Genomic DNA, 14,812 nt, shown 5'->3' on the forward strand with positions numbered 1-14,812 from the left:
AATTTGACCAACGTATGCAAACTGATCCGCACGCCGCTTTCACTAATGTGTATACTAACGCGCCACTTTTCAAGTCAGGAAGATTCGATGCCCGTCGCTCACGTTGCCCTGCCCGTTCCGCTTCCCCGCACCTTTGACTACCTGCTGCCCGACAGCATGAGCGCCAAAGCGGGCTGTCGCGTGACCGTGCCGTTTGGCAAACAGCAGCGCGTGGGGATCGTGGTGTCCGTCAGCGAACACAGCGAACTGCCGCTTAACGAGCTGAAATCGGTTGTTGAGGTGCTGGACAGCGAGCCGGTTTACTCCACCAGCACCTGGCGACTGCTGCTGTGGGCGGCAGATTATTATCATCATCCGATTGGCGACGTGCTGTTCCATGCCCTGCCCATTATGCTGCGCCAGGGCAAGAGCGCCAGCCACGCACCAATGTGGTACTGGTTTGCCACCGAGCAGGGCCAGGCTGTGGACATTAACAGCCTGAAGCGCTCGCAGAAACAGCAGCAGGCGCTGGCCGCGCTGCGCCAGGGAAAAATCTGGCGCCATCAGGTCGACGAGCTTGAGGTAAGCGAAACCGCGTTGCAGGCATTAAGGAAGAAAGGGCTGAGCGAGCTGGCCAGTGAAGCACCTGCCCTTCACGACTGGCGCGACGGCTTTTCCGTCTCGGGCGATCGCCTGCGTCTGAATACCGAGCAGGCCACCGCCGTAGGCGCGATTCACAGCGCCGCCGACCATTTTTCCGCCTGGCTGCTGGCGGGCGTCACCGGCTCCGGTAAAACCGAAGTGTATCTGAGCGTGCTGGAAAACGTGCTCGCGCAGGGCAAACAGGCGCTGGTGATGGTGCCGGAAATCGGCCTGACGCCGCAAACCATCGCGCGTTTCCGTGAACGCTTTAATGCGCCAGTTGAGGTTCTGCACTCCGGCCTGAACGACAGCGAGCGCCTCAGCGCCTGGCTGAAAGCGAAAAACGGCGAAGCGGCGATTGTGATCGGCACCCGTTCATCGCTGTTTACGCCGTTTAAAAATCTCGGCGTTATCGTGATCGATGAAGAGCATGACAGCTCCTATAAACAGCAGGAAGGCTGGCGCTATCACGCCCGCGACTTAGCCGTGTACCGCGCCCACAGCGAACAAATCCCCATTATTCTCGGGTCCGCCACCCCCGCGCTTGAAACGCTGCACAACGTTCGCCAGCGTAAATACCACATGCTGCGCCTGACGCGCCGTGCGGGGAATGCTCGCCCGGCCATTCAGCATGTGCTGGATTTGAAAGGCCAGCAGGTGCAGGCCGGGTTAGCGCCTGCGCTGATTAGCCGCATGCGCCAGCATTTGCAGGCGGGCAACCAGGTGATCCTGTTCCTGAACCGCCGCGGCTTCGCGCCTGCGCTGCTGTGCCACGACTGCGGCTGGATCGCGGAGTGCCCGCGCTGCGATCACTACTACACCTTCCACCAGGCTCAGCGCCATTTACGCTGCCACCACTGCGACAGCCAGCGTCCGGTCCCCCGTCAATGCCCGTCCTGCGGCTCAACGCACATCGTGCCGGTCGGTCTGGGAACGGAACAGCTTGAACAGGCGCTCGCGCCCTTCTTCCCGGACGTACCCATCTCCCGTATCGACAGGGATACCACCAGCCGTAAAGGGGCGCTGGAGCAGCAACTGGCGGAAGTGCATCGCGGCGGCGCGCGCATCCTGATTGGTACTCAGATGCTGGCGAAAGGGCACCACTTCCCGGACGTGACGCTGGTCGCCCTGCTGGACGTCGACGGCGCGCTGTTCTCCGCGGATTTTCGCTCCGCCGAGCGTTTCGCCCAGCTTTATACCCAGGTTGCCGGTCGCGCTGGTCGAGCGGGTAAGCAGGGCGAGGTGGTGCTGCAAACGCACCACCCTGAACATCCGCTGCTGCAAACTCTGCTGCACAAAGGCTATGACGCCTTCGCGGACCAGGCGCTGGCCGAACGTCAGACGATGCAGCTTCCCCCATGGACCAGCCACGTTATCATCCGTGCGGAAGATCATAATAACCAGCAGGCTCCGCTGTTCCTGCAACAGCTGAGAAACCTCCTGCAAGCCAGCCCGCTGGTGGATAATCAGCTGTGGATTTTAGGCCCGGTACCCGCGCTCGCCCCGAAACGCGGCGGCCGTTTCCGCTGGCAACTGTTACTTCAGCACCCCTCGCGTATCCGTTTACAGCAGATCGTCAGCGGCACGCTGGCGCTGATCAATACCCTACCGGAAGCGCGAAAAGTGAAGTGGGTTCTTGACGTCGATCCGATTGAAGGCTGAAGACGGATCGAAAAATTTAATGCGCCTCACACTTTTTATGAAAATTCTGTAACCGATTCCATTAACTATCTGTAAAAATGGTGCTGTCCGCAGTTCGGTGTTCAGGCGAGGAGAAGACGTTGAAGTCCAGGAAAGAGGTTGCCTCGGCGACCATGAAAGACGTTGCCGAGAAAGCACAAGTCTCAACAGCAACCGTGTCCCGCGCATTGATGAACCCTGACAAAGTCTCCCAGGCGACCCGAAACCGGGTTGAAAAGGCGGCGCTTGAGGTCGGTTATTTCCCGCAAGCCATGGGGCGCAACGTTAAACGCAACGAATCCCGCACCATCCTGGTGATCGTGCCGGACATCTGCGATCCCTTCTTCAGCGAAATCATCCGCGGCATTGAGGTCACGGCCGCCGCCCAAGGCTATCTGGTGCTGATTGGCGATTGTGCTCACCAGAACCAGCAGGAAAAAACGTTCATCGACCTGATCATCACCAAGCAGATTGATGGCATGCTGCTGCTTGGCTCACGCCTGCCGTTTGATGCCAGCATTGAAGAACAGCGCAATTTACCGCCGATGGTCATGGCGAACGAATTCGCGCCGGAGCTGGAGCTGCCAACCGTTCATATCGATAACCTCACCGCCGCATTCAACGCCGTGAACTATCTTCAGGAACTGGGGCATAAGCGTATCGGCTGTATCGCCGGACCAGAAGAGATGCCGCTGTGTCATTACCGCTTGCAGGGCTACGTTCAGGCGCTGCGCCGTACCGGGGCTATCGTCGATCCGCACTACATTGCGCGCGGTGATTTCACCTTTGAAGCGGGCGGGCAGGCGCTGGAAAAATTGCTGTCCTTGCCAGAACCGCCCACCGCGGTCTTCTGCCACAGCGACGTGATGGCGCTGGGGGCGTTATCCTACGCCAAACGTCACGGCCTGCGCGTGCCGCAGGACCTGTCGATAATCGGTTTTGATAATATTTCACTTTCGGAGTTTTGCGATCCGCCGCTTTCGACCGTTGCACAGCCGCGGTATGACATCGGCCGTGAAGCGATGCTGCTTTTGCTGGATCAGCTGCACGGTCAATCAGTTAGCAGTGGGTCACGACTACTGGATTGTGAGCTGATTGTGCGCGGCTCTACCCAGGCATTAACTTAAAGTAAATACCTTTCGACACCCTTATCTGGTCAAAGCCCCGTCGCTTAAGTAACATGGCGGGCTGACGAACGAATAAATACAGCGAAACGATAGTGGCACAACGAGATTATGTACGTCGCGGCCAGCCGGCACCTTCGCGACGCAAAAAGAGTAGTTCAAAAAGCAAGCAACGCAGCCTGTCTGCTGTCTCCCCAGCTATGGTCGCCATTGCTGCGGCTGTGCTGGTGGCCTTTATTGGCGGCCTCTACTTCATTACGCATCATAAAAAAGAAGAGTCTGAAGCCCTTCAGGGTAATAAGGTCGTCGGCAACGGCCTGCCGCCGAAGCCTGAAGAGCGCTGGCGCTACATTAAAGAGCTGGAAAGCCGCCAGCCTGGCGTACGTGCGCCTACCGAGCCTTCTGCCGGGGGTGAAGTAAAGAATGCCGATCAGCTGACGGACGAACAGCGTCAATTGCTCGCTCAGATGCAGGCGGACATGCGCCAGCAGCCTACGCAGCTGAACGAAGTACCGTGGAACGAACAAACCCCGGCGCAGCGTCAGCAAACGTTGCAGCGCCAGCGTCAGGCTCAGCAGCAAACGCAACAGCAGCAGTGGACGCAGACGCAGCCGGTACAGCAGCCGCGTACACAACCGCAGCAGCAGACGCGTACCGTACAAACTCAGCCTGTCCAGCAGCAACCGAAGGCGCAGCCGCAGAAGCAAACGGCACAGCCGTATCAGGATCTGTTGCAGACGCCTGCGCATACCACTGCGCAACAGCCAAAAACGCAGCAGGCTGCGCCGGTTACCAAAGAGACCGAGGCACCGAAGCAGACGGCTGAGAAAAAAGATGAACGCCGCTGGATGGTTCAGTGCGGTTCGTTTAAAGGCGCCGAACAGGCAGAAACGGTGCGTGCTCAGCTGGCATTTGAAGGATTTGACTCACGCATTACCACCAACAACGGCTGGAATCGCGTAGTAATTGGACCGGTCAAAGGCAAAGAAAACGCAGACGGCACCATTTCCCGTTTGAAAGTGGCTGGCCACACAAACTGCATTCGACTCGCCTCCGGGGGTTGAAACCCCCAAAATCCCCCCCATCTATCATTTAATTCAGCCCTGAGCACAGGCTCAGGGCTTCTGTTTCCCGAATCTGTAACCAGGGGGTCTGCTCGTGACAACAATAGTAAGTGTACGCCGTAACGGCCAGGTGGTAATTGCCGGTGATGGCCAGGCCACGCTGGGTAATACCGTCATGAAAGGCAACGTGAAGAAAGTACGTCGTCTTTATAACGACAAAGTGATCGCCGGTTTCGCAGGCGGCACGGCTGATGCCTTCACGCTGTTTGAACTGTTTGAACGCAAACTGGAAATGCATCAGGGTCATCTGGTGAAAGCCGCCGTTGAGCTGGCAAAAGACTGGCGTACCGACCGCATGCTGCGCAAGCTCGAAGCGCTGCTGGCCGTGGCTGACGAAAACGCCTCGCTGATCATCACCGGTAACGGCGACGTGGTTCAGCCTGAAAACGACCTGATTGCCATCGGCTCTGGCGGCCCGTACGCCCAGGCCGCAGCCCGTGCGCTGTTGGAAAATACCGACATGAACGCGCGCGATATCGCGGTGAAAGCGTTGGATATTGCAGGTGATATCTGCATCTATACCAACCACAATCACACCATCGAAGAATTACCGTCTAAAGCGTAAGGATCGCCCATGTCTGAAATGACCCCACGCGAAATTGTCAGCGAACTGAACAAACACATTATCGGCCAGGACGACGCCAAGCGCTCCGTGGCTATCGCACTGCGTAACCGCTGGCGTCGCATGCAGCTCGACGAAGAGCTTCGCCACGAAGTGACGCCAAAAAATATTCTGATGATCGGCCCGACCGGTGTGGGTAAAACCGAAATCGCCCGTCGTCTGGCCAAACTGGCTAACGCGCCGTTCATCAAAGTTGAAGCCACCAAGTTCACCGAAGTGGGCTATGTGGGTAAAGAAGTGGACTCCATCATCCGCGACCTGACCGACTCGGCGATTAAGATGGTGCGTGTCCAGGCAATTGAGAAAAACCGCTATCGCGCCGAAGAGATGGCCGAAGAGCGTATTCTCGACGTGCTGATCCCACCGGCAAAAAACAACTGGGGACAGGCTGAACAGCAGCCTGAACCTTCTGCTGCGCGTCAGGCATTCCGCAAAAAACTGCGCGAAGGCGAGCTGGACGACAAAGAGATTGAGATCGATCTCGCTGCCGCGCCAATGGGCGTGGAAATTATGGCGCCTCCGGGCATGGAAGAGATGACCAGCCAGTTGCAGTCCATGTTCCAGAACCTGGGCGGGCAGAAGCAGAAAGCGCGTAAGCTGAAAATCAAAGACGCGATGAAGCTGCTGATTGAAGAAGAAGCCGCGAAGCTGGTTAACCCGGAAGAGCTGAAACAGGATGCTATCGACGCGGTTGAGCAGCACGGTATCGTGTTTATCGACGAAATCGACAAGATCTGTAAGCGCGGCAACGCGTCCGGCCCGGATGTCTCACGCGAAGGCGTTCAGCGCGACCTGCTGCCGCTGGTGGAAGGTTGCACCGTCTCCACCAAGCACGGCATGGTTAAAACTGACCACATTCTGTTTATCGCCTCCGGTGCGTTCCAGATTGCCAGCCCGTCTGACCTGATCCCGGAACTTCAGGGACGTCTGCCAATCCGCGTCGAGTTGCAGGCGCTGACCACCGAAGATTTCGAACGTATCCTGACTGAGCCAAACGCTTCTGTGACCGTACAGTACAAAGCGCTGATGGCGACCGAAGGCGTGAACATTGAATTTACCGATGACGGTATCAAGCGCATCGCCCAGGCCGCGTGGCAGGTCAACGAAACCACCGAGAACATCGGTGCGCGTCGTCTGCACACCGTGCTGGAACGCCTGATGGAAGACATCTCTTATGATGCGAGCGACCTTAACGGTCAAAGCATTACCATTGACGCAGACTATGTGGGCAAACACCTGGATGCGTTAGTGGCAGATGAAGATCTGAGCCGTTTTATTCTATAATCGCGTTCAATGCATTTTCATCACTGTTGATGGGGGCTATGGCCCCCATTTTTATTGGCTAAATAACTATGACTGATATCAGCCGTACACAGGCGTGGCTCGAAAGTCTGCGTCCTAAAACGCTTCCTCTGGCTTTTGCCGCCATTATCGTCGGTACCACGCTTGCCTGGTGGCAGGGTCATTTCGATCCGCTGGTAGCAGGTCTGGCGCTTGTCACCGCCGGGCTGCTGCAAATCCTCTCTAATCTCGCCAATGATTACGGCGATGCGGTAAAAGGCAGCGACAAGCCTGACCGCATCGGGCCGCTGCGCGGTATGCAAAAAGGGGTGATTACCCAGGCACAGATGAAGCGGGCGCTGATTATCACCGTGGTGTTGATTTGCCTGTCCGGGCTGGCGCTGGTGACGGTCGCCTCGAAAACCACCAGTGATTTCATTGGCTTCCTGGTGCTGGGCTTGCTCGCCATTATTGCAGCCATTACCTATACCGTCGGGACGCGTCCTTACGGGTATATTGGTCTGGGCGACATCTCCGTGCTGGTGTTCTTCGGCTGGCTGAGCGTGATGGGAAGCTGGTACTTACAGGCGCACACGGTGATCCCTGCCCTGTTCCTGCCGGCGACCGCCTGTGGTCTGCTGGCGACGGCGGTGCTGAATATCAATAATCTGCGCGACATCGATAGCGACCGCGAGAACGGTAAAAACACGCTGGCCGTGCGTCTAGGTCCGGTGAATGCACGCCGCTATCACGCCTGCCTGCTCATCGGCGCGCTGGTCTGCCTGGCGCTGTTCAATCTGATTTCGCTGCACAGCCTCTGGGGCTGGCTGTTTGTGCTCGCCGCACCGCTGCTGGTTAAGCAGGCCCGCTACGTTATGCGTGAACTCAGCCCGGCCGCCATGCCACCGATGCTGGAACGTACGGTAAAAGGCGCGCTGTTGACTAACCTGCTGTTCGTCATCGGGATTGTCTTAAGCCAGACGCTGAGTTAGCTGACAAATATCAATTAACAATTGATGATTTTGCCAACAACGCATTTCGCACGATATACTGAACACATTCGCAGCAACAGAGCGTTAAACCTATGAAATACGATACCTCCGAGCTTTGTGACATCTACCAGGAAGATGTCAACGTCGTTGAACCCCTGTTCTCCAACTTTGGTGGACGGTCGTCGTTTGGCGGACAAATCATCACGGTGAAATGTTTCGAGGACAACGGGTTGCTGTACGATCTGCTCGAAGAGAACGGCCGTGGCCGCGTTCTGGTGGTCGACGGCGGCGGTTCCGTGCGCCGTGCATTGATTGATGCTGAACTGGCGGGAATTGCCGTCCAGAACGAGTGGGAAGGCATTGTGGTGTACGGTTCCGTGCGTCAGGTGGACGATCTCGAAGACCTGGATATCGGGATTCAGGCCATCGCGGCCATACCGGTAGGCGCAGCGGGCGACGGCATCGGCGAAAGCGACGTGCGCGTCAATTTCGGCGGCGTGACCTTCTTCTCGGGTGACCACCTTTATGCTGACAATACCGGCATTATCCTTTCTGAGGATGCGCTGGATATTGAGTAGTTAATCGGTAAGCGAGATGCATAAAAAAACCGCCAACAGCAATGTGGCGGTTTTTTTGTCCCTCGGGATTCGCGGTCCGTTGGGTGATATTGCAACCTTTAACCAGGATTTTTATCTTACCCTGGTTCATTCCTCAGGTAACCCCTGTCGACCCTTTATAAATTCCTAATTATGTGTGGAAACCTTAACTCCGCAGCTGTTGCTCATTATGATGCTGTGTCCCTTTCCGCCATCTCGCAAATGGGCATCGGTCCAGGGAAAGGTGTATTCACAACCGTAAAGCAACCTTTAACCGGGCTTGTGTCCACCGACTTATCACCGATGGTGAACGGTGGAGCGGTAAGCAGCAGGGACCGTATAATGAAACGCTATTTATGTATCGCGTTCATTGTCGCCAGCGTACTCGTTGTAAAGAGCGATGAACCTGTTGGGTTTGTTGCTTTTGCTACGACAGCGCAGGACAAGTAGCGTTAAGGCCGCCCAGGGCGGCCTTTTTTATGGTTTGATATCGGTTAGCGGAAACCATAAAAAAGCCGGGTGGCGGCTTCGCCTTACCCGGCCTGTTCAATGCATTCCCTAAGGAAATCAAACTTCTTCCATACGTCCCAGCAGCGCCTGCAAGCGTTCCTGCCAGCCGTTCTGCTGTTCGCGCAGCTGGTTGTTTTCGCGCTCCAGTTCTTCACGGCTGTGTTGAGCATTTTGAACTTCCTGTGACAGGGAGTTGTTCTTTTCTTTCAGCTCTTCAATTTCCATTTGCAGCAGCGTGATGGTGTCAATCGCCTGCTGTACTTTCGATTCCAGTTTCTCAAACACTTCTAAAGACATGATCCTACCTCTCCTGAATTGCAAGGCGACGCTTTAACGTAAACGCGCACAACATATGTTCCGATTGTATGGAGCGCCGTCGCCCCTGTCCAGCGGCATGCCACGCAGATCGCGGTTTGCAACACTTTTCGGCCTCGTCCTGGTGCGTTCGCCGCATATACCCCTAAGTTGTTAACCCATAAGTTAAAGAAATGATTCAGCCCATAATCATTATCTGATGCAAAAACGCGCTTTATGGCGCGAAAACGCTCATTTTATTGACGCAGACCACACATTTAGATTTCGATATTTCTCGTTTGTGCTCGTTAACGATAAATTAACACTATGTCTACAGGGCATCGTGACTGTCACGGGCGGTCACGCAAACAATAAACATTACTCTTTTGCAGGATTCCGATTATGAGTCAGACATCAACCTTAAAAGGCCAGTGTATTGCCGAGTTCCTGGGTACCGGGTTGTTGATATTCTTCGGAGTAGGCTGTGTCGCAGCACTGAAAGTGGCGGGTGCCAGTTTTGGTCAGTGGGAAATCAGTATTATCTGGGGTCTGGGCGTGGCGATGGCCATCTACCTGACCGCAGGGGTTTCCGGTGCACATCTTAACCCGGCGGTGACCATCGCGTTGTGGCTATTCGCGTGTTTTGACGGACGCAAAGTTGTTCCTTTCATCATTTCGCAATTTGCCGGCGCCTTTTGCGCAGCGGCGTTAGTTTACGGGCTTTATTACAATCTTTTCATCGACTTCGAACAGACGCATCATATGGTGCGTGGCAGTGTCGAAAGTCTGGATCTGGCAGGCATTTTCTCAACGTATCCGAATCCGCATATCAATTTTGTGCAGGCGTTCGCGGTTGAGATGGTGATTACCGCTATTCTGATGGGCGTCATCATGGCGCTGGGCGACGATGGAAACGGCATTCCGCGCGGCCCGCTGGCGCCACTTTTGATTGGCCTTCTGATTGCGGTAATTGGCGCATCCATGGGTCCGCTGACCGGCTTTGCGATGAATCCGGCGCGTGACCTGGGTCCAAAAACCTTCGCCTTCTTTGCGGGATGGGGCGATGTCGCCTTCACGGGCGGCAAAGACATTCCTTACTTCCTGGTTCCGCTGTTCGGGCCAATCGTAGGGGCGGCGCTGGGCGCATTCGGCTATCGCAAATTAATTGGTCGCCACTTACCGTGCGACACCTGTGTGGAAGAGGAGAAAGAGACGGCTTCCACCACACAACAAAAAGCTTCGCTGTAATCTGACTACGGGACACATACCATGACCGAAAAAAAATATATCGTTGCGCTCGACCAGGGCACCACCAGCTCCCGCGCTGTCGTAATGGATCATGACGCGAACATTGTCAGCGTGTCTCAACGCGAATTTGAGCAAATTTATCCGCGTCCAGGCTGGGTAGAACACGACCCGATGGAGATCTGGGCGTCGCAAAGCTCCACGCTGGTGGAAGTGCTGGCTAAAGCCGACATCAGTTCTGACCAGATTGCCGCTATCGGTATCACCAACCAGCGTGAAACGACTGTGGTCTGGGAGCGCGAAACCGGTAAGCCCATCTACAACGCCATTGTCTGGCAGTGCCGTCGTACGTCAGAGATCTGCGAACAGCTGAAGCGCGAAGGAATGGAAGAGTACGTGCGCAGCGCCACCGGCCTGGTGGTTGACCCCTATTTCTCCGGCACCAAAGTGAAGTGGATCCTCGACCACGTGGAAGGTTCACGCGAGCGCGCACGACGTGGCGAGCTACTGTTCGGCACCGTCGATACCTGGCTTATCTGGAAGATGACTCAGGGACGCGTTCACGTCACCGACTACACCAACGCCTCGCGCACCATGCTGTTCAACATCAACACCCTGGAGTGGGATGACAAGATGCTGGACGCGCTGGACATTCCGCGCGCGATGCTGCCTGAAGTACGTAAGTCTTCTGAAGTATACGGCCAGACCAACATTGGGGGTAAAGGCGGTACGCGTATTCCTATCGCCGGTATCGCCGGTGACCAGCAGGCGGCCCTGTTCGGCCAGCTGTGCGTCAAGGAAGGGATGGCGAAGAACACCTACGGCACCGGTTGTTTTATGCTGATGAACACCGGCGAGAAAGCGGTGAAATCAGAAAACGGTCTGCTGACCACCATCGCCTGCGGCCCGCGCGGCGAAGTGAACTATGCCCTGGAAGGCGCGGTATTCATGGCGGGTGCCTCCATTCAGTGGCTGCGCGACGAGATGAAGCTGATCAGCGATGCGTTTGACTCCGAATACTTCGCGACCAAAGTGAAAGACACCAACGGCGTGTACGTGGTGCCAGCGTTCACCGGTCTGGGCGCACCGTACTGGGATCCGTATGCCCGCGGCGCGATTTTCGGCCTGACGCGCGGCGTGAACTCAAACCACATCATTCGCGCGACGCTGGAATCTATCGCCTATCAGACGCGCGACGTGCTGGAAGCGATGCAGGCTGACTCCGGCATTCGTCTGCACGCCCTGCGCGTGGACGGCGGTGCGGTAGCCAACAACTTCCTGATGCAGTTCCAGTCCGACATTCTGGGCACCCGCGTTGAACGTCCTGAGGTGCGAGAAGTGACGGCGCTGGGCGCGGCGTATCTGGCAGGTCTGGCGGTTGGCTTCTGGCAAAACCTCGACGAGCTTCAGGAAAAAGCGGTTATCGAACGCGAATTCCGTCCTGGCATCGAAACCACCGAGCGCAACTACCGCTACAGCGGCTGGAAGAAAGCGGTGAAACGTGCCCTGGCGTGGGAAGAGCACGACGAGTAAACCTATATTCCCTCTCCCCTGGGAGAGGGTTAGGGTGAGGGGCTCCGACCGCACCGGTCCCTTCGCCCCTCCCCACTCTGTGATAAACTTCGTGCAATTCCTTTTGATTGTACGAGTACCTCATGAAACGTGAACTTGCTATCGAGTTTTCCCGCGTCACCGAAGCTGCCGCCCTCGCAGGCTACAAGTGGCTGGGCCGTGGCGACAAAAATACCGCAGATGGTGCAGCCGTCCACGCCATGCGCATTGTGCTTAATCAGGTCAATATCGATGGCACTATCGTCATTGGCGAAGGCGAAATCGACGAAGCGCCGATGCTCTACATCGGTGAAAAAGTCGGGACGGGCAAAGGCGATGCGGTGGATATCGCGGTCGACCCAATCGAAGGCACCCGTATGACGGCGATGGGCCAGGCCAACGCGCTGGCGGTACTGGCGGTGGGCGATAAGGGCTGCTTCCTCAACGCGCCCGATATGTACATGGAAAAACTGATCGTCGGTCCTGGCGCTAAAGGCGCTATCGACCTTAGCCTGCCGCTGGACGCCAACCTGCGCAATATCGCTGCGGCGCTGGGTAAAGCGCTCAGCGAACTCACCGTGACCATTCTGGCGAAACCGCGCCACGACGCCACCATCGCGTACCTGCAAGCGCTCGGCGTACGCGTGTTTGCTATTCCGGATGGCGACGTTGCCGCCTCTATTCTGACCTGCATGCCTGACAGCGAAGTCGACGTGCTTTACGGCATCGGCGGCGCGCCGGAGGGTGTGGTCTCTGCGGCAGTGATCCGCGCGCTGGACGGCGATATGCAGGCGCGTCTGCTGCCACGCCATGAGGTCAAAGGCGACAGCGACGAGAACCTTCGCATTGGTGCAGACGAACTGGCGCGCTGCGCAGCGATGGGCATCGAAGCCAATAAAGTGCTCGCGCTGAACGAGATGGCCCGCAGCGATAACGTGGTCTTCTCCGCAACCGGCATCACCAAAGGCGATCTGCTGGACGGCATCACCCGCAAGGGCAACATGGCCACCACTGAAACCCTGCTGATCCGTGGTAAATCCCGCACCATTCGTCGCATTAAGTCCATTCATTATCTCGATCGTAAAGATCCGGACGTACAGACGCACATTCTGTAAAACCGTTTGATCGATAGAGCTTTCCGGCCCGAATGGGCTGGAAATGTTTCCCGCAAGTACGGAAGATAGAAGAGAGAAACAGCACAGGAGAAGATCATGGCGGACTGGGTAACAGGTAAAGTCACAAAGGTACAGTTCTGGACCGATGCGCTATTTAGCCTCACGCTGCACGCTCCCGTTCATCCGTTTACTGCCGGGCAGTTTGCCAAGCTCGGGTTGGATATCGACGGTGAACGCGTACAGCGCGCCTACTCTTACGTTAATGCGCCTGATAACCCGGACCTTGAGTTCTATCTGGTCACCGTCCCGGACGGTAAGCTCAGCCCGCGCCTCGCCGCGCTGAAACCGGGCGATGAAGTGCAGATTGTCTCCGACGCGGCGGGGTTCTTCGTGCTGGATGAAATCCCCGACTGTGACACGCTCTGGATGCTGGCGACCGGGACGGCCATCGGCCCGTATCTCTCCATTCTGCAATACGGCAAAGATCTGGAGCGCTTTAAAAATATCGTGCTGGTTCACGCCGCGCGCTACGCCGCAGACCTGAGCTATTTGCCGCAGATGCAGGCGCTGGAACAGCGATATGGCGGGAAGTTAAAAATTAAGACGGTGGTCAGCCGCGAAACCGCAGCCGGCTCGTTAACCGGTCGCGTTCCGGCGTTGATTGAAAGCGGCGCGCTGGAAGAAGCGGTGGGTTTACCGATGAATACCGAAACCAGCCATGTGATGCTGTGCGGTAACCCGCAGATGGTACGCGATACGCAGCAGTTGCTGAAGGATACCCGGCAGATGACGAAGCACCTTCGCCGCCGGCCGGGCCACATGACCGCCGAACACTACTGGTGATCAGCGGTACTTCACCTCAAGGGTATCTTTTCCATATTTGTTCTCGCTCTGGGTGCCGATAAACGCGCCCAGTTCGACAACCATCATTACAAAGATAACCGTCGGCAGCAGTCTGCCCACCACCCATGGGAGGATTGAGGGCAGCATTGACCAGTTCCCCGCCACCAGCATCCACGCCAGAATAATCAGGAAAGCCCATGCGCCGGAGCGGCCACGATCGTGCAGACGTTTCACCACTACGGCGGCGGTTGGCCACAGTAAACAGACCAGCGCAAATGCCGCCGTTTGCGTGCTCAGCCATGCGTTGTAGGCAACAAAAAACAGAAGCAGCATGGCGACAACCCACGTTGCAATCCAGATCCAGAAGTCACGGCGTCCAATACGCCCTTTGAATGAAAACAGCCACTGCTGTATGGTCATGTAAGGTTCCTTATTATTGTTTAGCCCGCATTTTACCCTGGAGTTGTGACCTTTTGACAAGCCGACCAGATATCGTTTTAATCATGGGCAATGACGGCCAGGGGCAATGTTGATGAAAAGTTCGGCACACTCTCTTTATTTGTGTTTAGCGATGCTGAGCGCCAGTTTTTCCCTGTATGCCGCGGAAACGGCTTCCCCGGTCACCGCCCCCTATCTTCTGGCGGGCGCCCCCTCTTTCGATCAATCTATCAGCCAGTTCCGCGAAGCCTTCAACAAAGAAAACCCCTCACTTCCGCTGGGAGAGTTCCGTGCGATTGACAGCGCCCGCGATACGCCGACCCTGACCCGCGCGGCCAGCAAAATTAACGAGAATCTGTATGCCTCTACCGCCCTTGAGCGCGGAACGTTAAAAATCAAAAGTATGCAGATCACCTGGCTGCCGATTCAGGGGCCAGAGCAGAAAGCGGCGAAAGCGAAAGCGCTGGAGTACATGAGCGCTATTCTGCGCGCCTTTACCCCCACCTTCACGAAAGCGCAAAGCCAGCAAAAGCTGCAAAAACTGCTTACCGCCGGGAAAAACAAACGCTATTACGCCGATACCGAAGGTGCCGTTCGCTATGTCGTCGCAGATAACGGCGAAAAGGGGCTGACCTTCGCGGTTGAACCGATTAAGCTGGCCCTATCAGACGCACTCGAGGGGGCGAATTAATGACAAAAAGCAAAGCCTTTCGAGGGAAAATCTCTATACTGATTCACAGACCATGCTGCCCGACAGGGCGGCCATATTCCTTAAT

The 14,812-nt window shown here is 56.3% G+C and carries 14 protein-coding genes; 12 read left to right on the plus strand and 2 right to left on the minus strand.

The window, feature by feature from the left end; translation table 11 throughout:
• The first annotated feature begins 87 nt into the window (after positions 1–87).
• From priA to rraA, 7 genes are all read left to right on the plus strand, one after another.
• Entirely contained in the window at positions 88–2,283 is a 2,196-nt protein-coding gene (gene priA / locus L463_RS19200) for a primosomal protein N' (protein ID WP_032104298.1), read from the plus strand.
• A gap of 119 nt (positions 2,284–2,402) precedes the next feature.
• Entirely contained in the window at positions 2,403–3,428 is a 1,026-nt protein-coding gene (cytR, locus tag L463_RS19195; protein WP_032651968.1) for a DNA-binding transcriptional regulator CytR, read from the plus strand.
• A 92-nt stretch (positions 3,429–3,520) separates the two neighbouring features.
• Positions 3,521–4,489 carry a cell division protein FtsN gene (gene ftsN / locus L463_RS19190; RefSeq protein WP_017383099.1) on the plus strand — a complete coding sequence of 323 codons (969 nt, stop codon included), beginning with the start codon at positions 3,521–3,523 and terminating at the stop codon, positions 4,487–4,489.
• A 94-nt stretch (positions 4,490–4,583) separates the two neighbouring features.
• On the plus strand, positions 4,584–5,114 hold the full coding sequence (gene hslV / locus L463_RS19185) for an ATP-dependent protease subunit HslV (RefSeq protein ID WP_003862036.1): 531 nt from the start codon (positions 4,584–4,586) through the stop codon (positions 5,112–5,114).
• 9 nt (positions 5,115–5,123) lie between these two features.
• Positions 5,124–6,455, plus strand: coding sequence for an HslU--HslV peptidase ATPase subunit (gene hslU / locus L463_RS19180; protein ID WP_015569947.1), 1,332 nt, complete (start codon positions 5,124–5,126; stop codon positions 6,453–6,455).
• A gap of 62 nt (positions 6,456–6,517) precedes the next feature.
• Entirely contained in the window at positions 6,518–7,444 is a 927-nt protein-coding gene (gene menA / locus L463_RS19175; RefSeq protein WP_094089599.1) for a 1,4-dihydroxy-2-naphthoate polyprenyltransferase, read from the plus strand.
• A gap of 92 nt (positions 7,445–7,536) precedes the next feature.
• Complete coding sequence (rraA, locus tag L463_RS19170) at positions 7,537–8,022, plus strand: ribonuclease E activity regulator RraA (RefSeq protein ID WP_015569946.1); 486 nt, start codon at positions 7,537–7,539, stop codon at positions 8,020–8,022.
• 585 nt (positions 8,023–8,607) lie between these two features.
• Here the strand turns inward: rraA and zapB are convergent.
• Positions 8,608–8,847 (minus strand): septal ring assembly protein ZapB, encoded by a 240-nt coding sequence (gene zapB, locus L463_RS19165; protein WP_003862031.1) that lies wholly within the window; start codon positions 8,845–8,847, stop codon positions 8,608–8,610.
• A gap of 399 nt (positions 8,848–9,246) precedes the next feature.
• Between zapB and L463_RS19160 the strand changes: the two genes are divergently transcribed.
• The 4 genes from L463_RS19160 to fpr all read left to right on the plus strand — a co-directional run bounded on the left by L463_RS19160 (position 9,247) and on the right by fpr (position 13,598).
• Positions 9,247–10,092: an MIP/aquaporin family protein gene (locus tag L463_RS19160; RefSeq protein ID WP_015569943.1), complete on the plus strand. Its 846-nt coding sequence runs from the start codon at positions 9,247–9,249 to the stop codon at positions 10,090–10,092.
• Between the two features lie 21 nt (positions 10,093–10,113).
• Positions 10,114–11,622 carry a glycerol kinase GlpK gene (gene glpK / locus L463_RS19155; protein ID WP_006808669.1) on the plus strand — a complete coding sequence of 503 codons (1,509 nt, stop codon included), beginning with the start codon at positions 10,114–10,116 and terminating at the stop codon, positions 11,620–11,622.
• A gap of 122 nt (positions 11,623–11,744) precedes the next feature.
• Complete coding sequence (gene glpX / locus L463_RS19150) at positions 11,745–12,755, plus strand: class II fructose-bisphosphatase (protein WP_015569942.1); 1,011 nt, start codon at positions 11,745–11,747, stop codon at positions 12,753–12,755.
• Between the two features lie 96 nt (positions 12,756–12,851).
• Complete coding sequence (fpr, locus tag L463_RS19145; RefSeq protein WP_032103452.1) at positions 12,852–13,598, plus strand: ferredoxin--NADP(+) reductase; 747 nt, start codon at positions 12,852–12,854, stop codon at positions 13,596–13,598.
• Here fpr and L463_RS19140 read toward each other — a convergent pair whose 3' ends face one another.
• Positions 13,599–14,018 carry a DUF805 domain-containing protein gene (locus L463_RS19140; protein ID WP_006808672.1) on the minus strand — a complete coding sequence of 140 codons (420 nt, stop codon included), beginning with the start codon at positions 14,016–14,018 and terminating at the stop codon, positions 13,599–13,601.
• Positions 14,019–14,130: 112 nt separating this feature from the next.
• On the opposite strand from L463_RS19140, the gene L463_RS19135 reads away from it, so the two are divergent.
• Positions 14,131–14,727, plus strand: coding sequence for a DUF1454 family protein (locus tag L463_RS19135; RefSeq protein ID WP_017383094.1), 597 nt, complete (start codon positions 14,131–14,133; stop codon positions 14,725–14,727).
• The last annotated feature ends 85 nt before the right edge of the window (positions 14,728–14,812 follow it).

This window comes from Enterobacter sp. BIDMC 27, assembly GCF_000534415.1.
Lineage (GTDB): Bacteria > Pseudomonadota > Gammaproteobacteria > Enterobacterales > Enterobacteriaceae > Enterobacter > Enterobacter hormaechei_C.